A 21,835-nucleotide genomic window follows, 5' to 3' on the forward strand; every position below is an offset into this window, starting at 1 on the left:
CCCCCTGTGCGCCTTTATTAACCGCCCGCGGTTAATAAAGGCGCACAGCAGTTTACGAGGCCGAAGTCACGCGGTAGACGTCGTAGACGCCTTCCACGTTGCGAACCACGTTGAGCACATGACCCAAGTGCTTCGGGTCGCCCATCTCGAAGGTGAACTTGCTGATCGCCACTCGGTCGCCGGAGGTGGTGACCGAGGCAGACAGGATGTTCACCTTCTCGTCGGCCAACGCCTTGGTGACGTCGGAGAGCAACCGATGACGATCGAGCGCTTCGATCTGGATCGCGACCAGGAACACCGAGGTCGCTGACGGTGCCCATTCGACGTCGATGATTCGCTCCGACTGATCGTGGAGCGAGTTAGCGTTGGTGCAGTCGGTACGGTGCACGCTGACTGCTCCGCCGCGTGTGACGAAGCCCAGAATCGAATCGCCTGGAACCGGCGTGCAACACTTCGCAAGTTTTGCCACCGTGCCGGGAGCCCCCGGAACCAGGATTCCGGAGTCGCCCGTGCTGCGTGTGCGCACCGGCATGGTCGACGGCGTCGAACGCTCGGCCAGTTCCTCCTCGACGGCGCCGACGCCGCCCAGATGAGCAACCAAACGCTGCACGACGTGGTGCGCCGACACCTGACTCTCGCCTACGGCCGTGTACAACGCGGAGACATCGGGATAACGAAGCTCGTGCGCGATCGTGCTCATCGATTCGGCATTCATCAACCGCTGCAACGGAAGTCCCACGCGGCGGACTTCCTTCGCGATCTGATCTTTACCGGACTCGAGCGCCTCCTCGCGCCGTTCCTTCGCGAACCACTGCCGGATCTTCGCCTTGGCGCGCGGGGAGACTACAAACGTCTGCCAATCGCGACTCGGCCCGGCGGTTGCGGCCTTCGACGTGAAGACCTCCACCACTTCGCCGTTTTCGAGAGTTCGTTCCAGCGCGACCAATCGGCCGTTGACCCTGGCACCGATGCATCGGTGCCCGACCTCGGTGTGCACGGCGTATGCAAAATCGACGGGAGTCGATCCGGCAGGCAACGTGATGACGTCACCCTTCGGCGTGAAGACGAAGATCTCCTTGACCGCGAGGTCGTAACGCAACGATTCGAGGAACTCCCCCGGATCGGCCGCTTCTCGTTGCCAGTCGAGTAGCTGACGCATCCACGCCATGTCGTCGACCTCGGCGATGTCGCCCGCGTGCTTGCCCTTGGTCTCCTTGTACCGCCAGTGCGCGGCGATACCGAACTCGGCGGTCCGGTGCATGTCCTGGGTCCGGATCTGGACCTCCAGGGGCTTGCCTTCCGGTCCCACGACGGTGGTGTGCAGCGACTGGTAGACGCCGTAGCGCGGCTGTGCGATGTAGTCCTTGAAGCGACCGGCCATCGGCTGCCATAGCGAGTGGACAACGCCGACCGCGGCGTAACAGTCACGCACTTCTTCGCACAGAATGCGGACGCCGACAAGATCGTGGATGTCGTCGAAGTCGCGGCCCTTGACGATCATCTTCTGATAGATCGACCAGTAGTGCTTGGGCCGGCCCTCGACGATGGCGTTGATCCGTGAGGCGGACAGAGTCGAGTTGATCTCGGCGCGAACCTTGGCCAGATAGGTGTCACGAGAGGGCGCGCGATCTGCGACCAGTCGAACGATCTCGTCGTACTTCTTCGGGTGCAGGATCGCGAACGAAAGGTCCTCGAGTTCCCACTTGACGGTAGCCATTCCGAGCCGATGCGCAAGTGGCGCAATGACTTCGAGAGTCTCTCGCGCCTTGCGCGCCTGCTTTTCGGGCGGCAGGAATCGCATCGTGCGCATGTTGTGCAGGCGATCTGCAACCTTGATCACGAGCACGCGCGGGTCCCGCGCCATCGCGATGATCATCTTGCGGATGGTTTCGCCCTCGGCTGCGGTGCCGAGAACGACCTTGTCGAGTTTGGTGACGCCGTCGACGAGGTGAGCGACCTCGTCACCGAAATCCTTGGTCAACTCCTCGAGTGAGTAACCGGTGTCCTCGACGGTATCGTGCAGAAGGGCTGCGACGAGGGTGGTGGTGTCCATTCCCAACTCGGCCAGAATGCTTGCGACGGCCAACGGATGCGTGATGTACGGATCGCCGGACTTGCGCCGCTGACTCGAATGTCTGTCCTCGGCGACGTCGTACGCACGCTGGAGCAGCGCGAGGTCGGCCTTCGGATACAGCTCACGGTGGAGGCTGACCAACGGCTCGAGCACCGGGCGGATGGTGGCGTTGCGCTGACCGGTGATGCGCCGAGCAAGCCGAGCACGCACCCTACGGGAGGCGGAGGCGGGCACGGCCAGGTTCTGCCCACCCCGATTGCCGGTAGTTTGCGCAGATCCCGAGTCGTCGGGCGCCGCGGACTTCGATGGTGTCGTCTCCGGAGACGAAACTGCATCCGTCTCCTGCGACACTGCACCCGAGTTCTGTGATCGATCAAGATTCGACGTCATGTCGCCACCTCCTACCACCGAGTTCGATGAGGCAACCGCCCTGCATCGGGTAATTGCCCTGGAGGTCTAACTCGACCCCCAGGAGACAACTTTAATACTCAGACCTTCACCAGGGATGTCAGTGGGTACTTCAAGAAGCGATCTCGACCGCGCAATTCCTCGATCTCGAGCACCACTGCGACGCCGACGACGTTCGCTCCACCCAACTCAACCAACTGTACAGCCGCCTCGAGTGTCCCTCCGGTAGCCAGAACGTCGTCGATCACCAGAACGTTCCGCCCGGTGAGATCGAAGCCGTTCGCCGGGATCTCGAGAGTAGACGATCCGTACTCGAGGCTGTACGAGCGAGAGAGCACCGGCGGTGGCAGTTTGCCGACTTTACGCACGGCCACCACCCCAGCGCCCATCTTCGCTGCTGCGCCGGCACCGAGCAGGAACCCGCGGGCATCCACGGCTGCGATCGTGTCGGCGTCCGGGGCACAGGCGACTAGGGCGTCGAGCACGGCGCCGAACCCCTCGGCGTCGGCGAACACCGGAGTCAGATCGGCGAACCGCACTCCAGGGCCCGGGAAGTTGTCTGCCCAGCGGGTCAGCCGAACAACGGCGTCTCCGGCGGCCCGGTGGATGGCGATCAATTCTTCTGGCGTGTGCAAGGCAACGCCATTCGAGACGGTCATCTGCGTAGTACCCATCTGTCCATGTTCCAGCCGGTAGCGGCCCGAGTCGGATTGACCAAGACTGCCGACATGCCTGGAGCTACAGCGACAGTTCGTAGTTGATTGAACAGTGGAATCGTAGGCACCTGAGTCCAGAGGATGTTCTCCGCCTCCACCGAGAGTCCCAATTGCGCACTCGTGCTCGCATCCACGTTCAGCTGATCGATGATCTGATCGATCCTGGCGTTTCCGTAATTGCCGAGGTTTGCGCCGTTGCCCGATCGCAACGCTCCGCGCGCGTCGATCATGCTCGCTGTTCCGCCCGCCCCGACTTTGCCGGCCATGCCGGAAAGCACAGCGTCGACTCCCCCGGACTGCAGACTCGCAGGATCGAAGCTATCGCTACTCGCGTCCTCGATCGTGATTCCCGCCGGAGCGCACGCTGCTTTTGCTTCGGAGACGATCTGCGCCCGCACCGGGTCCGGCGCCAGGTAGCCGACTCGGACGGTCAACTGGTCGAGGCCCGCTTCCGACAACGAAGTCTTCGCAGCCTCGACGTCGGAATTGGCGTACCGATCACCGTCGACCGCAGCGGCGTCGCTGTAGACCAGTGAATCCGGCGCCATCAGTCGCGAATCGACCACGCCGGAGCCCAGACCCGCCTGCGGCGCATTCTCCGTCTGCCCGAATTTCTCGAACAACGATGTCCGCGGAACACAATGCGCGAACGCTCGACGCGCGGCTTCCTCGCCCAGAGAACCAGACGTCGCGAGAACGAACTGCTCGATCGACCGCGACGGAATCTGCTGGACGTCGAAACCTGACGGAGTACCGAGCTCGCCCGCCGACCCTGAAGCGACGTCGACGACCTCGATCGAGTTCTTGTCGAGATCCTCGTTCAGATTCACCCCACGTGGCCAGACGACGATGCGATCGGTCGCCGGCTGGTTACCCCACCACCGCTCGTTCGCGACCAGCACCAGACCGTCGTCGGCACTGTACGAGTCGATTCGATACGGTCCGGCGGAAGGCAGTACCGAGGTGTCCACCTGACCTGGAGTCAGGTTCCACCCGGTGTTCCAGAAGTCCGCGATCTTCGACAATGCTTCGGTGTCACCGGCATTCACCGCGCTCACCACGTCGCTCACACCCGTGCGCTGCGTCACGACGTGTGAAGGCATCAACGCAGTCGCACCGAACAACGACCGCCAATCGGTGAACGATCGCCCGGGTTTGAAGAACACCGTCGCGTCCTTCGATCCGCTCTGGCAGTCGATCCGGTCGATGTCCGCGTAACCGAGATTGTTTGCCGTGTCGAACATGGGCTTCACGGAACCGTCGACGTCTTCGGTGAACTTGCCACTTGACGCCGCCCACGTGAGGACCAGATCGTCACAGGACATCGGAATCCCGTCGGAGTACACGGAAGCCGGATTGAGCTTGTACGAGACGGTGAGCACGTCACCGGGCAACTCCGACGCCGTTCCGATGTCGGTGTCCGACACGGGCGCCCCCGCCGGACCGGTGAACGTGAAACCGGGAAGCACCCGTCCGAACGCGGCCATCGCTCCGGACACCGACCCAGCTGTCGTGTTGGCGTTGTACGTGGTGATGGAGTTGTCGATGGCGTATCCGATGGACGGAACCTGCTCGGCGCTTTCCGAGCAGGCCGCCAACGAACCCGCAGCCACCGCGGTGGCTGCAACGAACGTCATCGATCGAACCAGTGTGCGTGTTCTGGGGAGCATGTTCAGTGCCCCTTCTTGTTTCGCTTTCCGGTCGGCCGCGCACCCGGCTGCGGAGCAACCGGCGCACGACGTGCAACTGGTGCGCCGACGGCAACCGCCTGCGTACCCTTCTCGGCCAGCGTAGCCCGGCGGGAGAGCACCTTACGAGTGTGCGCGGCGACGGGTCCCCAGCGTTCCTTCATCGACACCAGTAGCGGCGTCGCGAAGAAGATCGAGGAGTACGCACCCACGATGATGCCGACGAGCTGAACGAGTGCAAGGTCCTTGAGTGTGCCGACGCCGAGCATCCAGACCGCGACCACCATCAGTGCGATCACGGGAAGCACACTGATGACGGTCGTGTTGATCGAACGCATCAAGGTCTGATTCACCGCGAGGTTGGCCTGCTCGCCGTACGTCCGGCGCGTCAGGTGCAGAACACCGCGGGTGTTCTCTTCGACCTTGTCGAACACGACCACCGTGTCGTACAGCGAGAAGCCGAGAATGGTGAGCAAACCGATCACCGTCGCGGGCGTCACCTCGAAACCGACGAGCGAGTAGACGCCGGCGGTGACGATGATGTCGAAGAACAACGCGACGATCGCGGCTACCGCCATGTCTCGCTCGAAGCGAATGGCGATGTAGATACTCACGATCACCAGGAAAACAATCAGCGCGATCAGCGCCTTCTTGGTGATCTGGCCGCCCCAGGTTTCACTCACGTCCGCGAAACTGATGGCTTGCGCCGACGGGTTCCCGTTCTTGTCCTTGGGCTGGAACTCGTCGAAGAGCGCCGACTGAAGATCGTTGATCTGCGTCGCATTCAAGGTCTCCGACCGGATCTGCACGGTGGCGCTGGCACCCGAGCCGACCGTCTGCACGCTGACCGGTTCGAACCCGAGTGTGTCGGAGTAGACGGTTTCCACCGCCGACGTCTCGACTCCGCCCTCGGCCGGGAACTGAATGCGTGATCCGCCTTCGAAGTCGATACCGAAGGTGAACCCGCGCAGGATGATGCTCAGCAGGGCAATGGCGACCAGAGCGCCGGTCAGCCCGTAGTAGAAGCGACGCTTGCCGACGACCTCGAACGCACCCGTTCCGGTGTACAACCGTGAGAGCCAGCTGTGCTTGGGCATCGCGCCCTGATCGACGCCCGAGTCGGTGATCTCCGATCGGGCGGCGGCGTCTGCAGACTCCGCCGAGGAACTGTTGTTGGATCCCACCGGGGAGTTGTTGGACTCGCTCATGCTCGTGTCTCCTTAGCCGACGCAGCGGCGGCAACCTTACGTTCGCGGGCAACCTCTTGCACTGCGCCGAGACCGTTGACGCTGGGCTTCGACCAGAACGCCGAACGGGACGCCATGCTGACCAGCGGCCACGTCACGAGGAACACGACAATCACGTCGAGGATGGTTGTCAGGCCCAAGGTGAACGCGAAGCCTCGCACCTGGCCGACCGCCAACACGTACAGAACTGCAGCGGCGATGAAGCTCACCGCGTTGCCGGAAAGAATGGTCCGACGCGCTCGCGCCCAACCGCGTGGCACCGCCGAGCGGAAGCTACGGCCCTCACGCATTTCGTCCTTGATGCGTTCGAAGAACACGACGAACGAGTCGGCGGTCATACCGATACCGATGATCAGACCAGCCATACCGGCCAGGTCGAGTGTGAAGCCGATGTATCTACCGAGCAGAACCATGATTGCGTAAACCATGACTCCCGAGAGAATCAGCGACAACGCCGTCAGGACGCCGAGCATGCGGTAGTAGACGAGGCAGTAGAGCAGAACGAGCACGAGACCCACCGCGCCGGCGATCAGTGCCGCCTGAAGCGAGGCCAGGCCGAGCGTGGCCGAGACCGTCTCGGCTTCCGAGGCCGCGAACGAGAGCGGAAGCGAACCGTACTTCAGCGTGTTGGCCAATTCCTTCGCGCTGTCCGCGGTGAAGCTGCCGGTGATCGAGGTGGCGCTGCCCGCGGGCGTTGCGCCTTGAATCGTGGGAGCGCTGACGACCTTCGAGTCGAGCGTGAACGCTGCCTGCTTGCCGATGTTGGCTGAGGTGAACTCGGCCCAGGTGTTGCTGCCGCTTGTCTTGAACGAGAGGCTGATCTCGTGGCGCGACTGCTGCGAGTTGAAGACCGACGACGCGTCGGCGATTTCCTGGCCGTCGATGATCGAGGGACCGAGGAGATAGATGTTCAGTCCGTCTTGCGAGCACGCGACCAACGGCAGGGTCGGGTCGTCGTTTCCACGAAGTGGGTCTGCGACGGAGCAGTCGAGGTTTGCCACTGCTTGCTGCTGGACGGTCGGATCGCTGCTCTGTCGGAGGGCGCGCGCTGCGGCGATTTCCGCTGCTGCTGCGTCGCCTTCGTCGGTGCCGTCGCTCGACGCGTCCCCGGTGGGGGCCGGAGTCGTCGTCTCCGGCGCAGGGGTTGCCTCCGGAGTTGTCGGGTCCTGAGCCAGGAACGGACGGTTCTGGGGAGTCTGGGTCCCGTCAGTGGGTGCTTCGGGAGCCGGAGCACCGGTGGCCGGTGTTTCGGCCGCTGGTGTCTCCGGTGTTGCCGTCCGACTCGCGTCACGGGTGGCGACGTCGATCGAACCGGTCACCGGCCGGATGTAGAGGCGGGCGGTCTGACCGAGCGAGCGAGCCTGTGCGCTGTCGTCTCCGGGAACGGTGATGACGAGGTTGTCACCGTCGACGACGACCTCGGAGCCGGAAACGCCGAGACCGTTGACGCGGGTCTCGATGATCTCCTGCGCCTGCTTGAGACTGTCCTGACTCGGAGCGCTACCGTCCGGGGTACGAGCGGTCAACGTGACGCGCGTTCCACCCTGCAGATCGATGCCGAGTTTCGGCGTGGCCGACTTGTCTCCAGTGAAGAACACCAGGGCATACAGTGCCACCACCAAGACCCCGAATAGGGCCAGGTAGCGGACCGGATGCACCGTTCCGGTGGAAGGTGCCACGATCTTTAAGTCTCCTCAGTAGGTGCAGTGCTTCAGTAAGTGCAGTGCTTCAGTAACTGCACGGCTCGGATGGTCGACGACCACCCGAGCTGCGGCGTTCGAACTGCAACGATTGATCAACGGGTTGAACTGAGCTGCTGGTGAAAGAACGGACAAACCGATCTGGACGTGTGTCCGAGTTCACAACTCTAGAACACGTGCCAGGTCGACGAAGTCAGGACTCCTTGGTGAGCCGGATTTCGGTGTCGGTAGCAGACTCTTCGATCTCGGAAATCGAGTCGTCGTCGTACTCGTCGGTCTCGGTCGTCTCGACGACGCGCTCACGGATGACCAGACGCGACCAGGTGGTGATGACACCGTCGGCGATCTCGAGGTCAACGGTGTCGTCGCCTAGAGAAGCGATCGTGGCGTAGAGCCCGGCTGTGGTCTGCACCCGATCGCCGACCTGCAGCGAGTCCTGCATCTCGGAAGTCGCGGCCAAGGCCTTCTTCTGCTTGCGCATGCCCAGGAACATGGGCACGAGCAGTGCGAGGATCAAGAGGGGGAAAAGCAAACTCGACATGTGTTGATCAACCTCGGTTGTGTTGCACGTTTTACACCGCGATGGCCCCGGATGGACCTACGCAATACACCAGTGTGCCATTAGTTGCTGAGGATTCCTGACAGATCGGCCGACCAATGAGGCCTTTCCGGTCGAAATTCACGCTCCGTTCGGATCGAACAACGTGGCCTGCGGTTCGTTGACGCGAACCTCGATCCCGCCCGCGGCCGCATCCGGCGGTGGCGTCATTCCCAGTTGAGTCCAGGCAGCGGCGGTGGCCACACGACCTCGCGGCGTCCGGGCGATCATCCCGGCACGGACAAGGAAGGGCTCGCACACTTCTTCTACCGTCGACGGTTCCTCGCCCACGGCCACGGCCAGCGTCGACACGCCGACGGGACCGCCGCCGAATGAACGCACCAGCGCACTCAGGACGGATCGGTCGAGTCGGTCCAAGCCCAACTGGTCCACATCGTAGACAGCCAAGGCGGCCTGAGCGACGTCCATGGTGACGATTCCGTCGGCGCGAACCTCCGCGAAGTCACGAACCCGTCGCAGCAATCGGTTCGCGATACGCGGCGTCCCCCGCGAGCGTCTCGCGATTTCGGCGCCGGCGTCAACTTCGAGATTGACTCCCAGAATTCCCGCCGAGCGCATCAGAATCTGTTGCAGCTCTTCGGGTTCGTAGAAGTCCATGTGAGCGGTGAATCCGAAGCGGTCGCGCAACGGACCGGTAAGCGCACCGGATCGGGTCGTCGCACCGACCAACGTGAATGGTGCGACCTCCAGAGGTATCGACGTGGCGCCGGGCCCCTTACCGACGACGACGTCGACGCGGAAGTCCTCCATCGCCAGATACAACATCTCCTCGGCCGGACGAGCGATTCGGTGAATCTCGTCGATGAACAACACGTCGCCCTCGACGAGATTGCTCAGCATCGCCGCCAAGTCACCGGCGCGTTCGAGCGCCGGCCCGGACGTCAGCCGCAGGGAGGAGCCCAACTCCCCCGCGATGATCATCGCCATCGACGTCTTACCGAGTCCGGGCGGACCGGACATCAGGATGTGGTCAGGCGTGCTGCCACGAAGTTTCGCTCCGGTGAGCACGAGCTGCAATTGCTCGCGGACTCGGGGTTGCCCGATGAAGTCGTCGAGACTCTTGGGGCGCAAACTTGCTTCGACGTCGCCGTCTCCCGCCACCAATTCGGCAGAGACCTGCGATTCGTCGTCGAAATCGTCGATCGGATCGAAGTTCATCGAGTCTTACCGAGCAGCGACAGGGCCGAACGCAGTGCTACCGACGTAGTAGCCTCGGGCGATTCCGCCAGAACCGAATCCGTGGCCTGCTCGGCCTGCTTGATCGGGAAACCCAAACCTTCGAGAGCTTCGACGATCTGATCGCGGATCGAACTACCGGCGACGACACCGGAGGCCGCGCCGGCCGTCGTCGCAACCGCGTCGACCTTGTCGCGCAGTTCGACGACCATGCGCTCGGCACCGCGTTTGCCGATGCCGGGGACCCTCGTCAACGCCGTCAGGTTGCCTTCCGACAGTGCGCGCCGTAATGCGTCGGGTTCGAGAACTGCGAGAGTTGCCATCGCCAGGCGCGGCCCGACTCCCGAGACCGTCTGCAAGAGGCTGAACAGGTCCTTCGACTCGGTGTCGGAAAATCCGTAGAGCGTCATCGAGTCTTCGCGAACGATCATCGTCGTGAACAGGCGTGCTTCGCTTCCGCGATGGAGCGCACCGAGCGTCACGGGGGTGGCGTTGACCCGATAGCCGACACCCGACGCTTCGATGACCGCATGGTCGAGCGCAATATCGAGTACCTCGCCGCGTACCGACGCGATCATCGTGAACCTGCCTTCTTCATCTCGGCCAATTTTGCCTGATACTTACGCATTTGTTCGGCGGCCATCGCCTCGGCGCGGGCCATTCGCTCGATCATGGGCGCTCGCCAGCAGTGACAGATCGCCAGCGCCAGAGCGTCGGCGGCGTCGGCCGGTTTCGGCGCCGTCTTCAGATTCAGGATTCGAGTCACCATCGCGGTGACCTGCGCCTTGTCTGCGTTACCGCTACCGGTGACGGCGGCCTTCACCTCGCTGGGCGTGTGGAAACACACCGGGATTCCGCGTCTGGCGGCAGCGAGCGCCACAACTCCGCCTGCTTGCGCCGTCCCCATCGCGGTACTGACGTTGTGCTGCGCGAACACACGCTCGATCGCGACAACCTCCGGCTTGTACTGCTCGATCCACAGTTCAGCCGCATCGGAAATCCGTAGGAGCCGAGATCCGAGATCCATCTCTGCCGGGGTCCGCACCACGTCGACGGCAATGGGGCGCACTTTCCTGCCGTTGCTCCCGTCGACCACACCCAACCCGCAGCGAGTCAAGCCTGGGTCCACTCCGAGCACGCGCACTTTGTCACACCTCTCCATACCGAACAGCTGTTCGATAGCTTAGCGGTGCGCGGGACTACTGCCCCGCATCAACACGCAACCCGGCCGTGACGAGGACGTCAGGGCCGGGCTGAGTTGAAAGGCAATCAGTCTTCGAGGGCCGCGAGAACCTCGTCGGACAGATCGATGTTGGTGTAGACGTTCTGCACGTCGTCCGAGTCTTCGAGTGCGTCGACGAGCTTGAAGATCTTGCGAGCGCCGTCGACATCCAGCGGAACCTCGACGGAAGCGCGGAAATCGGCTTCGGCGGAGTCGTAGTCGATGCCGGCTTCCTGCAGTGCCGAACGTACGGCAACCAGATCCTGTGGCTCACTGACGATTTCGAAGGTTTCACCGAGATCGGTGACCTCTTCGGCGCCGGCGTCGAGCACAGCCATCAGGACGTCGTCCTCCGACTGGCCGTTCTTCTCCAGCGTGACGACGCCCTTGCGAGCGAACAGGTAGGAGACCGAACCCGGGTCAGCGAGGTTGCCACCGTTGCGGGTCATCGCGGTGCGAACTTCACCGGCTGCGCGGTTGCGGTTGTCGGTGAGGCACTCGATCAGAACGGCGACGCCGTTGGGTCCGTAGCCCTCGTACATGATGGTCTGCCAGTCTGCGCCGCCCGCTTCTTCACCGGCGCCGCGCTTGCGCGCACGCTCGATGTTGTCATTGGGAACTGACGTCTTCTTCGCCTTCTGGATGGCGTCGAACAAGGTGGGGTTGCCCGTGGGATCGCCACCGCCGGTTCGTGCCGCCACCTCGATGTTCTTGATCAGCTTCGCGAAGGATTTGCCACGACGTGCGTCGATCACAGCCTTCTTGTGCTTGGTGGTGGCCCATTTTGAGTGGCCGCTCATGCGATTCAAGCCCCTTTCCTGCTGCGTTGCGCACGCCGAATGCGCGTCTTTCAGCTCTGCCGATGTTACCCGTCCCACGTCACAACTCGCTGCATCCCCCGACACGAATTGACCAAACACAGCATTGTTTGCATAGAATGCAAACATGTTGGTGCGAATAGATCACGCCTCCACAACTCCACTCGCGGAACAGATTGCCGCTGGGGTTCGTGGCTCGGTCATCCGCGGCGAAATCGGCCCGGGTGATCGACTGCCGTCCGCTCGCGCTCTCGCCGAGTCGATCGACGTCAATCTCCATACGGTCCTTCGTGCGTACGCAACACTCCGCGACGAAGGCCTGATCGACCTCCGACGCGGACGTGGCGCCGTCATTCGCGCCGAATTCGACTCGGGAAGAACGGCTCTCAACGAATCTGCACGCGAGTTCGTTCGACAGGCCCGAAATCTGGGACTCGACACCGCGCACATGCTCGACCTCATCAAGGAGACCAGCACACAATGACGACCAGCAAGATCCGACTCTGGACAGCAGCCTCACTGACTCTGATCCCGACCCTGATCCTGGTTCTCGCGCGCTTCGCGTGGGGCGACCGCCTACCCGAGACCGTCGCGAGCCATTGGTCCGGATCGAACCCGGACGGGTTCAGCACCACAACGACGTTCTTCACCATCGCGCTGGCGCTTTCACTGGTGGCAGTCGTTTTCGCGTGTGTTGTCGCGGCCCGTTCGAGCACCAACGCGCCCCTGTTTCTGGCCGTCACCTCGATCTCGAGTGCGACGTTGGCAACGATCTGGATTCTGAGCGTCGCCCTCACGATCGACGCCGGAGCACCGGAAGACGCGCGTATCGGTTGGTGGGTTCTTGCGCCGATCGCGGCCGTACTGGTCGGAGTTCTGGCGTATACACTGCCTGAGCAGCGACGAGACGACCCTGAGTCACCACTGCCGACCCCGACGCTGGACACGCCGCTCGCGGCCTCCGAACGTGCAGTGTGGGTCGGGCAGGTCCGCAGCATCTGGCCGTGGATCCTCACCGCCGGCCTCGTCGTTCTCGTGATCGCCACTGCCGCGTATTCGGATTGGTGGGTTGCCGTGATCCTGGGTGTGTCGACTCTCGCGATCACGGCTTTCGCTTCGGTCACCGTGCGCGTCGACCGTCACGGTCTCGGCATCAGTTCCTGGGGCGTTCGATGGAAGAAAATCCCCATCTCGACGGTGAAGTCCGCATCGGTCGATTCGATACGTCCGGCCGAATGGGGTGGATGGGGCTACCGGATCACACCGCGCGGAACGGCCGTCACTCTCCGCTCAGGTGAGGCGATAGTGGTCACTCTCGAGAACGGACGACTGTTCGCCGTAACCGTCGATCACCCGGAAGACGGTGTGAAGCTGATCAATTCGCTGGTTCAGGCTGGTTGATTGGCGAACAACACGGCAGCGGCATTGCCGGCGAGGTAGAAGCCGGCGATGCCGAACACCCATCCGATCGCACTGTCGCCGTAACGGGACATCAGCGAGTCCACCCGGCGCAGCGGCTTGTCCAGGCGGTTCCCGGCCACGACCCGACCGCACAGAAGAATGACTGCCGGTGCGGCCATGATCAGGCAGTAACCGGCAAGTATCGACGCCGACATGACTGAGGACAGCCCAGCAGCTGTGATCATCGCGATCGCCGCCAAGTAGGGCAGCATCGTCACCAATTCGGCGGTTCCGGCTGCAATGGCCAGAAGTACGACGCTTCTCGCCGAACGACTCGAATCGAGTACCCGCTCCCGCCAGGCGTGTGTTCGATCAGCCTGACCGGATGTGCGCCGCTTCTCGGAGTCGAATCGAAAACTCAACGCGAACAACGCGATACCGAGGATCAACTGTGCGCCCCGGGCTACCGGAGTGTCGAGAATCGGGGCGACAACCGGCATGCCCACGCGGGCCGTCGTCCAGACGGCTACCCCGACAACAAAATAGAACGTCGTGATGACTACCAGGTAGGTCAGCAGACTGCGAACCTGCGGCCGTCCCGGTTTCAACAACATCCACACCGGGACGACCAACATTCCGATGCTCGTACTGTCCAGCAAGGCGAGGCCGCCCAGGGTCGTCAGAAGGACGATTTCCACGTCAGTCGTGTCGGCGCTCGGGTGTCACCGTGTCCCTCGTCCGGACTGCGTTCACGATGTCGAAAGCACCGATGATCGCCAAAATCACCCCGAGTGGCCCGCCGCGAAACCAGAAGAACTCGGCGTCGCGTGCGAACAGCCACAGACAAGCGCCACCGACGACGAGAAGAATACCGATCATCAACTCGAAACGAATTTTCATACCTCGAGCGTGTCGTCTCGCTCGGATCCGCACATCAGCCGTCGGAACAACGCCGACCTCATCATTTGGTATGACAAGTCAGGCGCCCCGATGTGCTCTGATAAGTCTGTGGTGACCAGAAGTCGGAGCGTCGGCAAGTGGAACGATCCGCTCATCGCCATCGGTCTGTTCGCGATCGGGGTACTTCTCTACCTCGTCGGCCTGTACAAAATGTGGACCGATGTCGGAGGTGTCGCCGACGTTCCCATCGGGGTTCGGATCGGGATGCTGGCTCTGCTGTGTGCGATCGACTCGTTTCGGCGGGTGCGCCCGGCAACGGCCTTGGCGGCGGGAGCCGTCATCGTCGCGGTCGACGCCGCCCTGGGCCCCACTCTGCCGATGTGGCTTGTCCTCTCGGATCTCACCTACGCCGCAGTTCTGTACGGGACGGCGCGACTGGGCCGAGGGGTGTGTTCTCTGACCGCGGTGACGGTTGCCGCGCTCACCGCACTCGTTTACCTGTCCACCAGGGACGTCCGCGCTGCGGCTGGGGCGGGCGTCGTGACTGCTCTGTTCTTCGGTACGCCGGTGTGGTGGGCACTGGTCATCCGTCGACAAGTCGAACTGACCGAGGCAGAACGCGAGCGTTCCAGAGTCCACGAAGCACTCGCCGCGCTGGACCGCGAGGCCGCTGTCGCTCACGAACGCGCAACCATGGCGCGGGATCTGCACGACGTGATCGCAAGCCACCTCTCTGCCATCGCCATCCACTCCGAAGCTGCACTCTCCACCGCAACTCTCTCCTCTGAACGGGGTGAACCCGACGATGGCTTGCGGGAAATGATCGGGGCGATCAGATCGAGCAGCCTCGCGGGGCTTTCCGAGATGCGGTCGATGATCGAACTGCTTCACGCCGGGGACTGCGAGACGCCTGACCCGCGTTCCTCTCCCCCGCGGCTTACCGAGTTGCCCGTTCTACTGAACGCGGCCCGTGCCACCGGCAGCGCAGTGGATGTAGCGATCGACGTCGACGCCGCCGAGCTGCCGAGCGTGGTCGATCACACGGCGTATCGAATCACCCAGGAAGCGTTGACCAACGCACTCAAGCATGCGCCGGGCGCGCCGATCTCGATGTCGATCTCCCTCCAGCACAATGCATTACAGATCGAGATCCGAAACCCCATCGGTCCCGACATATCCAGTCCGCGGGCACGAACGCGCGGGCTTGCAAACATGCGTCATCGCGCCGAGCTGCTGGGCGGTTCACTCGACGCACTGCCGGTCGACGGAGAATGGACGGTATGTGCGCAGCTACCGGTCCACACACCGAACGGCACGGATCGGTGATCACCGTCGCCCTGGTCGACGACCACGCCGCGATCCGCTCCGGCCTGTCGATGATCCTGCGGCAGCATGACGACATCGATGTCGTTGCAGAAGCGGGAGACGGCGCGTCGGCGATCACCGTCACTCGCACGCATCAACCCGACGTCGTGCTGATGGACATCCGGATGCCGGGCACCGACGGCATCGAAGCGACCCGTCAGATCATCGCTACGACCCGCAGCCGCGTTCTGGTGTTGACTACCTTCGACCTCGACGAATACGTCTTCGCAGCTCTGCGCGCCGGTGCGTCGGGCTTCCTGCTCAAGACCGCGACAGCGGACGAGCTGACCAGCGCCATTCGCAATGTCGCGGGCGGCGATGCGGTGCTCGCTCCCCGAGCCGCACGCGCACTGATCGGCGAGTTCGTTCAGCGCACTCCCAAGCCCGCCGAGCCGCTCGGACTGAGCGAGCTCACCGATCGCGAACGCGAAGTGCTCGTTCTACTGGGTATGGGTCTGTCCAACGCCGAACTGTCGCGTGAACTCGGTGTCGGTGCCCCGACGGTGAAGTCGCATGTGTCGCGAGTTCTGTCGAAGCTGCACCTCACCTCACGCGTCCAGGCGGCGATCCTTGCGCGCGAACTCGAGCTGTAGTTCAGCCGAAGTGAACTAGCGCCCTAGCCGCGCACGAGATCGACGAACATCTCGTGGACTCGACGGTCCCCGGTGACCTCGGGATGGAACGAAGTGGCGATCACCGAGCCCTGCCGAACCGCGACGATGCGACCCGCGGCCTCCCCCGCCGCGGCGGGAACCTGCGCGAGCACCTCCACACCCGGACCGACCCGCTCGACCCACGGTGCGCGGATGAAGACTGCGCGGATAGGGTCACCGATGATTCCCTCGAACTCCAGGTCGGACTCGAAGGAATCGACCTGACGACCGAAAGCGTTGCGGCGCACCGTCATGTCGATGGCGCCGAGATGTTCGGCGTCCGGCCGGGTGTCGAGTACCTCGCTGGCGAGCAGAATCATGCCAGCACAAGATCCGTAAGCCGGCAGCCCGCCGCGGAGTCGATCACGAAGCGGTTCCAGCAGCTCGAAAACTTGCAGAAGCCGGCTCATGGTGGTGGATTCGCCACCCGGGATCACGATTCCGTCGACCTTGTCGAGTTCCTCGGGTCGCCGGATACCGACTGCGTCCGCTCCCGAATCATCGAGTGCGGCAAGGTGTTCGCGAACATCACCTTGCAGGGCGAGAACACCGATCAACGGACGATTCATCACAGAGTTCCTGTCTTGTTCTCACGGCTGTTCTCGTTCGTACTGCTGTCGGGTTCGCGTTCCAGCCGCGTCAAACCCTCCTGAACCACAGCTGCCACCATGTTGCCATCGCGATCGTAGATACGCCCTTGAGTGAGCGCGCGACCGAAACCTGCCGACGGTGATGTCTGGTCGTAGAGCAACCACTCGTCGGCTCGGAAGGGCCGTAGGAACCACATCGCGTGATCGAGCGAAGCCGTTTGCGTCTTCACGCCCCGGTGCGGGACTTTGGAAGTTCCGAGCAAAGTCATGTCACTGAGGTACGCGAGGGTGCAGATGTGCAGCAGCGGACGATCCGGCAGAGCCTCGCGGTAGCGCATCCATACACGCTGCTGGGCGGCCAGATCCGGCGCTGACGCACTCTGCTCGGCCGGCACAATTCGGATGTCCCAGTTCTTCCATTCCTGGTAGAACTGCGATTCCGCCAACTTTGGAACGGTCTGCGCATCCGGCAAGTCCTCCGGCGCCGGAACGGAGGGCATCCGATCCTGGTGCTCGATACCTTCGTCGTCGACGTGGAACGAGGCCGACATCGTGAAGATCGTCTTGCCGTCCTGAACTGCATTCACCCGGCGGGTGCAGAACGAGCGCCCGTCGCGGATGCGGTCCACCAGGTAGACCGTCGGAATCTTCGGATTGCCCGGGCGCAGGAAATATCCGTGCAACGAGTGCACGTGGTAGCTCTCGTCAACGGTGCTCACGGCAGAAACCAACGACTGCCCGGCAACCTGCCCGCCGAACGTCCGTTGAAGTGCAGTGGGATGGACCGCACCACGGAAGATGTCCTTCTCCAGGTGTTCGAGCGCGAGGATCTCCTCGATACCAACCATGAGTCCTCCGGAAACATTGACCGCATACACAGGCCGCCGCACTGGGCGCGATGACGGTTCACAATATCGCCTCGGCGAGCGGGCACGGCACCATGGTGGGCGTGAGTACATTCATCCCGTCCAGTCCCCTCGCCCTGGCCGAGCAGATTGCAACGCTGAGCGGATCGTTTCCGTCGGTGGCGGTAGTAGCGATCGACGGACCTGATTGTGCACAGCCGTCTCGGCTCGCGGATCTGGTCGGGGTTGCAGTCGAGTCGCACAGCAGGCCGAGTGCCGTTGTGTCACTGCACGACTACGTGCGGCCGGCGTCGCTGCGATACGAGTTCGGCCACGAGGATGCGCTGAGTTACCGCACCATCTGGTTCGACTACCCGGCACTCGATCGTGAAGTGATCACCGCGGCCCGCACCAAACGAACGCTGTTGCCGAAACTCTGGGACGAAACCACTGATCGCTCGGCTCGCTCGACCCGTATCCCTGTCCACGAGCGCGCGGTCATCGTGATCGCCGGTCCGATGTTGCTCGGGCGCGGACTGGAGTTCGACGTCACCGTCCGCCTGGACATGAGCGAAGCTGCCATGGGGAGGCACACACCGCAGGCTGATCTGTGGACAATCGACGCACTCCTCGCGCACCGCTCAGCGGTGTCCGAGGAGGTCGATTTCGAGGTCAGGTACGACCATCCGGCCCGGCCTGCGGTGCGCTCTCGCCGCGTTTGATTTCACGGCGGTTGACTTCACTGCGGTTGGTCTCACTTCGGGCGATAGAGCCTGGTCAGGCCTTCCTGGACGACCGCGGCAACCATGTTTCCTCGGCTGTCGAAGATGCGCCCCTGCGTCAGTGCCCGGCCGAAGCCCGCCGAAGGCGACGTCTGGTCGTACAACAGCCACTCGTCGGCCCGGAACGGCCGCAGGAACCACATGGCGTGATCAAGCGAGGCGCTCTGCATCGCGACATCCATGTGGGGGCCGCGGGAAGATCCGAGCAACGTCATGTCGCTCATGTATGCGAGCGTGCACACGTGAAATACCGGGTCGTCCGGGAGCGCCTCGCGGGAACGGAACCACACTTGCTGCTGTGCGGCAGCGCCCGGGCGTTTGTTGATGTCGGCCTTCGGCACCATTCGCAGGTCCCAGTCGGACCACTCGCGAGCCAACCATGCGGTCTCGGGGTCTTCCGAATCCTGGGCGATGGCGAGCGTTTCAGGGTCAGGGACGGGCGGCATCTCGTCCTGATGCTCGATGCCTTCGTCCTGGACGTGGAAGGATGCCGACATCGTGAAAATGGCTTGTCCGTCTTGGATTCCGGTGACCAGGCGAGTCGCGAACGATCGTCCGTCGCGAACACGATCCACCAGAAAGACGGTCGGTTCCATCGGATTTCCCGGACGCAGGAAGTATCCGTGCAACGAATGAACTGAGTAGGCCGGATCGACCGTTCGTACTGCCGACACCAATGCCTGGCCGGCGACCTGGCCGCCGAAAGTACGGGTCAGGGTGGTCTCCGCGATGATTCCTCGGAAGATGTCACGCTCGAGGCGTTCCAACTCCAGAATTTCTTCGATCCTCGCCATCGATGCTCCACATCTTCCCGTGTACCGACGTCTACTGACCTTCACACAATGCCTGATGCAGCCCCGGCCACCAAAGTGGGCATCCGAAAACTGGGCACCCGAAAACACTGAGCGACGGGGCGCATCTACTCAGAACGGCGGTAGATCGTCTCCTCGATCGACGGTCCTCCTCTGGACCTTCTTCTTCATCCGCAGGTGCATCCGTATCCGCTGGCGCCGGCGTTCACCCCGCACGCGGGCCGCCTTGTTCTCCAAACGCGTACGTCGACGCCGACCGCCCTCGGGCAGTACAGGCTCGAGCATTCCTGCGAGCAGACCTGACGGCCGAGTTCGGTAACAATGTCCGGTCGCCGAGGTCAGCGTGACGCTCCGGTCCGGATTCGAGGTGTGCACCCACTGACCGGAATGCTTGAGGCGGTGATGATTTCGACAATAGGCACTCAAGTTCGAGGCCACGGTCTTTCCACCACGTGCTGGATCGCGATGATCGAAAGGTTCGGTGTGATCGAGATCGGAATTCCATGCCGCGACATCGCAGTGCAACCACTGACAGCTACCCGAGATCACCCTCACCCACGTGTCGAGGACAACGCCCGGGCGGTAAACCAGCGCCGAAGGAACTACAGGCGAAGGTACTGGCTCGCCCTCACCGGCAGACTCGAGCGCCGCGTCGGCTGGTACCTTCACCTTCCGAATCAACGCACCCGCGGCGATGTCACGCGCATGCTCTGCACTGATCACTCCGTAACCGTCGAGGTGAGCGGGTTCGTCTGCACCTGGTGAGTCACCGCCCTGGAGCGCGGATTCCACCATGACCACGTGCACTAATGGCCGACGCACCACAACAATCCCGCTGCGGTCTTGTGGGCAGTCGGCCCGGCCACAGTCGCACGGCAGAATTGTCGACCCAGCTACCAACGCTCCCAAAGCGTCGGCTCGTCGCTGCTCGTATTTACGGGAATCGTGTCGACACACCGACATCGCCAACTCCCGCAACCGACCGTCGAAAGCCCGTGCGTCCTCCGCCGGAATACTCCCCAAGATCCGCGCCATTCCGTCTTCTGCGGCGCTCACACCTACGAATCGGTCAGCCAGGGCGCGGCGTCGACGCTCCCGCATCCCCTCCGGATCCACCACGGCGACGATTCGGTCGATGGCCGCCGTCAATCGGCGGCCGGTCAAGCCGGTACCGCCATGTATCTGTGGTGCTGAAATCTTCTCGAGGAGTTGGCGTTCCACCTCGTCTATCAAATCGTCATCGACATTGGCTGTAGCGGCGTCGATCAATCCGACTCGATACAAATCCAGTTCTCCGCGTGCCATAGCGGCACGCGTGCGATGGAGTCGAGTCTTCAGAGAAAAGCCGAGGCCGATCAACTTTCCCGCCGCGGCACGGCCCATGGTCAACGCGGCGCCGAGCTCGGCCTCAGCTAGTTCGTGCGCGGTGGACGACCACGCGCCGGCATCGGAGTGTTCAGCGCTGCGACGCTCGAAAAACTCGGCAACGGCAGCGAGTTTCCGTTCCACGAGCATCGACTCACGCGCATGCAGTTCGGCAATGAGATCGATGAGGGCGCAGTCGGATTCAGCACCGAACAGCTGCGCTGCGGTACCCGAACTTCCTACTCCGTCATCGAACATTCCTCCACAATATTCGAAACTATGTTCGAATATCTACAGTTTCCAGAAATCAGTCCGAAGAATCCCGTTTGACCGAGAATTGTTGCGGAGCAACCCTTGCGGCCGCTCGTGTTCCGGCAACCGATTCCCCTACTGAACCAGAGCATTGATAATGCGGGAGACTTCGGCCGGGTAGATGGGGCGGCCGGACCTACCCGTCAATACCCAACGGACTGGACTACCTTCGTCGAGGACTCGGAGTTGCACGTCGAGCGAAAACGCATCGATGTCAGCTGAGTCGACTGCAAAGACGTGAACAATCTCATGCCCAAGTAGCCCCTCGAACTCGAAGATGTTCTCGACGACCTCGAGCAACTCGACACTTCCCAACCTGACGCCGAGTTCCTCCGCGAACTCGCGTCGCAGCGCTGCCTCGGCAGTCTCACCGAACTCGATACCGCCACCGATCAATCGATGGAAGTTCTCACCCGTGACAGAGTCCGTGCCGTCGAGCACCAGTACGTGACCGGAACGGAGCGGTATCCCCAGTGAGATGTTACGAATTGACGACATACGACACAGTTTAGGTGGCCAATTCGAACACCATTTAGATTCCGACGACGGCGAATATCACCAAAAGTGATGAGGTGGGCGCAAATACGACTTGGACTTGCCGAGACTCCCGATGACAGACTCGAACATCATTCCCAGACAAAAGAATCCATTGAGGAACTCGATGAACGACGCCAGTACCTGGACCGCACGACTTGCCGCACTCGACCTGACGCTCCCGCCGGTCGCTACCCCGGCAGGCTCCTACCTCCCCGCCGTTCACACGGGGGCATACGTCTACACATCGGGGCAATTGCCGCTCGTCGACGGCACCACGACGTGCATCGGCAAGTTGGGTGAAGGTGTCTCCGTCGAAGACGCCGCTCAGGCGGCGCGGCTGTGCACTCTCAACGGACTCGCGGCCGTCGACGCCCTGGTCGGGCTCGACCGCATCGTTCGCGTCGTCAAGGTCGTTGGATTTGTTGCATCCGGATCCGGATTCTCCCAGCAACCCCAGGTGATCAACGGTGCGTCCGACCTGTTGGCCGAGATCTTCGGTATCGCAGGACAACACGCACGCTCCGCGATCGGCGTCGCAGAACTCCCCCGGAACAGTGCCGTCGAGGTGGAATTCGTGTTCGAGGTCTCCGAAGTCTGAAGACCAA

Annotated in this window: 23 protein-coding genes; 6 read left to right on the forward strand and 17 right to left on the reverse strand. The window is 62.7% G+C overall.

What is annotated here, in order from left to right; genetic code table 11:
* Positions 1 to 52 precede the first annotated feature (52 nt).
* The 10 genes from ACFWEM_RS10160 to ACFWEM_RS10205 all read right to left on the reverse strand — a co-directional run bounded on the left by ACFWEM_RS10160 (position 53) and on the right by ACFWEM_RS10205 (position 11,650).
* Positions 53 to 2,464, reverse strand: a complete 2,412-nt coding sequence (locus tag ACFWEM_RS10160; RefSeq protein WP_378533266.1) for a RelA/SpoT family protein — start codon at positions 2,462 to 2,464, stop codon at positions 53 to 55.
* A gap of 98 nt (positions 2,465 to 2,562) precedes the next feature.
* A complete protein-coding gene (locus ACFWEM_RS10165; RefSeq protein WP_251012150.1) occupies positions 2,563 to 3,141 on the reverse strand; it encodes an adenine phosphoribosyltransferase in 579 nt (192 codons plus the stop codon).
* Positions 3,138 to 4,868, reverse strand: a complete 1,731-nt coding sequence (locus ACFWEM_RS10170) for an ABC transporter substrate-binding protein (RefSeq protein WP_378533268.1) — start codon at positions 4,866 to 4,868, stop codon at positions 3,138 to 3,140. The genes ACFWEM_RS10165 and ACFWEM_RS10170 overlap by 4 nt, the downstream gene beginning before the upstream one ends.
* A gap of 2 nt (positions 4,869 to 4,870) precedes the next feature.
* Positions 4,871 to 6,094 (reverse strand): protein translocase subunit SecF, encoded by a 1,224-nt coding sequence (gene secF / locus ACFWEM_RS10175; protein WP_378533270.1) that lies wholly within the window; start codon positions 6,092 to 6,094, stop codon positions 4,871 to 4,873.
* A complete protein-coding gene (gene secD, locus ACFWEM_RS10180; protein WP_378533272.1) occupies positions 6,091 to 7,812 on the reverse strand; it encodes a protein translocase subunit SecD in 1,722 nt (573 codons plus the stop codon). The genes secF and secD overlap by 4 nt, the downstream gene beginning before the upstream one ends.
* A 214-nt stretch (positions 7,813 to 8,026) precedes the next feature.
* Positions 8,027 to 8,374, reverse strand: coding sequence for a preprotein translocase subunit YajC (yajC, locus tag ACFWEM_RS10185; RefSeq protein WP_230817254.1), 348 nt, complete (start codon positions 8,372 to 8,374; stop codon positions 8,027 to 8,029).
* 138 nt (positions 8,375 to 8,512) lie between these two features.
* Positions 8,513 to 9,610, reverse strand: coding sequence for a Holliday junction branch migration DNA helicase RuvB (ruvB, locus tag ACFWEM_RS10190; protein WP_378445879.1), 1,098 nt, complete (start codon positions 9,608 to 9,610; stop codon positions 8,513 to 8,515).
* On the reverse strand, positions 9,607 to 10,206 hold the full coding sequence (gene ruvA, locus ACFWEM_RS10195; RefSeq protein WP_003943318.1) for a Holliday junction branch migration protein RuvA: 600 nt from the start codon (positions 10,204 to 10,206) through the stop codon (positions 9,607 to 9,609). Before ruvA ends, ruvB begins: the two co-directional genes overlap by 4 nt.
* Positions 10,203 to 10,772 carry a crossover junction endodeoxyribonuclease RuvC gene (gene ruvC, locus ACFWEM_RS10200; protein ID WP_243617247.1) on the reverse strand — a complete coding sequence of 190 codons (570 nt, stop codon included), beginning with the start codon at positions 10,770 to 10,772 and terminating at the stop codon, positions 10,203 to 10,205. The genes ruvA and ruvC overlap by 4 nt, the downstream gene beginning before the upstream one ends.
* Positions 10,773 to 10,897: 125 nt before the next feature.
* Positions 10,898 to 11,650, reverse strand: coding sequence for a YebC/PmpR family DNA-binding transcriptional regulator (locus tag ACFWEM_RS10205; protein ID WP_230817251.1), 753 nt, complete (start codon positions 11,648 to 11,650; stop codon positions 10,898 to 10,900).
* Positions 11,651 to 11,795: 145 nt separating this feature from the next.
* On the opposite strand from ACFWEM_RS10205, the gene ACFWEM_RS10210 reads away from it, so the two are divergent.
* Together ACFWEM_RS10210 and ACFWEM_RS10215 are read left to right on the forward strand one after the other, a co-directional pair.
* A complete protein-coding gene (locus tag ACFWEM_RS10210) occupies positions 11,796 to 12,152 on the forward strand; it encodes a GntR family transcriptional regulator (RefSeq protein WP_003943322.1) in 357 nt (118 codons plus the stop codon).
* Positions 12,149 to 13,069, forward strand: coding sequence for a hypothetical protein (locus ACFWEM_RS10215; RefSeq protein ID WP_378533275.1), 921 nt, complete (start codon positions 12,149 to 12,151; stop codon positions 13,067 to 13,069). Before ACFWEM_RS10210 ends, ACFWEM_RS10215 begins: the two co-directional genes overlap by 4 nt.
* On the opposite strand, the gene ACFWEM_RS10220 is transcribed toward ACFWEM_RS10215, so the two are convergent.
* A complete protein-coding gene (locus ACFWEM_RS10220) occupies positions 13,057 to 13,767 on the reverse strand; it encodes a GAP family protein (RefSeq protein ID WP_378533277.1) in 711 nt (236 codons plus the stop codon). The genes ACFWEM_RS10215 and ACFWEM_RS10220 overlap by 13 nt on opposite strands.
* Before the next feature lies 1 nt (position 13,768).
* A complete protein-coding gene (locus tag ACFWEM_RS10225; RefSeq protein WP_317552994.1) occupies positions 13,769 to 13,969 on the reverse strand; it encodes a hypothetical protein in 201 nt (66 codons plus the stop codon).
* Positions 13,970 to 14,080: 111 nt separating this feature from the next.
* On the opposite strand from ACFWEM_RS10225, the gene ACFWEM_RS10230 reads away from it, so the two are divergent.
* On the forward strand, positions 14,081 to 15,295 hold the full coding sequence (locus tag ACFWEM_RS10230; protein WP_378533279.1) for a sensor histidine kinase: 1,215 nt from the start codon (positions 14,081 to 14,083) through the stop codon (positions 15,293 to 15,295).
* Positions 15,250 to 15,927, forward strand: a complete 678-nt coding sequence (locus tag ACFWEM_RS10235; RefSeq protein ID WP_378445873.1) for a response regulator — start codon at positions 15,250 to 15,252, stop codon at positions 15,925 to 15,927. The genes ACFWEM_RS10230 and ACFWEM_RS10235 overlap by 46 nt, the downstream gene beginning before the upstream one ends.
* A gap of 23 nt (positions 15,928 to 15,950) precedes the next feature.
* Here the strand turns inward: ACFWEM_RS10235 and pdxT are convergent, their stop codons facing one another.
* Positions 15,951 to 16,556 (reverse strand): pyridoxal 5'-phosphate synthase glutaminase subunit PdxT, encoded by a 606-nt coding sequence (pdxT, locus tag ACFWEM_RS10240; RefSeq protein ID WP_378533281.1) that lies wholly within the window; start codon positions 16,554 to 16,556, stop codon positions 15,951 to 15,953.
* Positions 16,556 to 17,425: an acyl-CoA thioesterase II gene (tesB, locus tag ACFWEM_RS10245; RefSeq protein WP_378533283.1), complete on the reverse strand. Its 870-nt coding sequence runs from the start codon at positions 17,423 to 17,425 to the stop codon at positions 16,556 to 16,558. The genes pdxT and tesB overlap by 1 nt, the downstream gene beginning before the upstream one ends.
* Before the next feature lie 92 nt (positions 17,426 to 17,517).
* Between tesB and ACFWEM_RS10250 the strand changes: the two genes are divergently transcribed.
* On the forward strand, positions 17,518 to 18,144 hold the full coding sequence (locus ACFWEM_RS10250; protein ID WP_378534523.1) for a hypothetical protein: 627 nt from the start codon (positions 17,518 to 17,520) through the stop codon (positions 18,142 to 18,144).
* Positions 18,145 to 18,176: 32 nt separating this feature from the next.
* Here ACFWEM_RS10250 and ACFWEM_RS10255 read toward each other — a convergent pair whose 3' ends face one another.
* The 3 genes from ACFWEM_RS10255 to ACFWEM_RS10265 all read right to left on the reverse strand — a co-directional run bounded on the left by ACFWEM_RS10255 (position 18,177) and on the right by ACFWEM_RS10265 (position 21,191).
* On the reverse strand, positions 18,177 to 18,998 hold the full coding sequence (locus ACFWEM_RS10255; RefSeq protein ID WP_019748291.1) for an acyl-CoA thioesterase II: 822 nt from the start codon (positions 18,996 to 18,998) through the stop codon (positions 18,177 to 18,179).
* A 129-nt stretch (positions 18,999 to 19,127) separates the two neighbouring features.
* A complete protein-coding gene (locus ACFWEM_RS10260) occupies positions 19,128 to 20,639 on the reverse strand; it encodes a DUF222 domain-containing protein (RefSeq protein WP_378533285.1) in 1,512 nt (503 codons plus the stop codon).
* Positions 20,640 to 20,768: 129 nt separating this feature from the next.
* Positions 20,769 to 21,191, reverse strand: a complete 423-nt coding sequence (locus tag ACFWEM_RS10265) for an NUDIX domain-containing protein (RefSeq protein WP_378533287.1) — start codon at positions 21,189 to 21,191, stop codon at positions 20,769 to 20,771.
* 163 nt (positions 21,192 to 21,354) lie between these two features.
* Here ACFWEM_RS10265 and ACFWEM_RS10270 point away from each other — a divergent pair, with 163 nt between their 5' ends.
* The gene (locus ACFWEM_RS10270; RefSeq protein ID WP_378533289.1) at positions 21,355 to 21,828 is read left to right on the forward strand and encodes a RidA family protein; all 474 of its coding nucleotides are present in this window, start codon (positions 21,355 to 21,357) and stop codon (positions 21,826 to 21,828) included.
* The last annotated feature ends 7 nt before the right edge of the window (positions 21,829 to 21,835 follow it).

It is taken from the genome of Rhodococcus sp. NPDC060176 (genome assembly GCF_042728675.1).
Lineage (GTDB): Bacteria > Actinomycetota > Actinomycetes > Mycobacteriales > Mycobacteriaceae > Rhodococcus_F.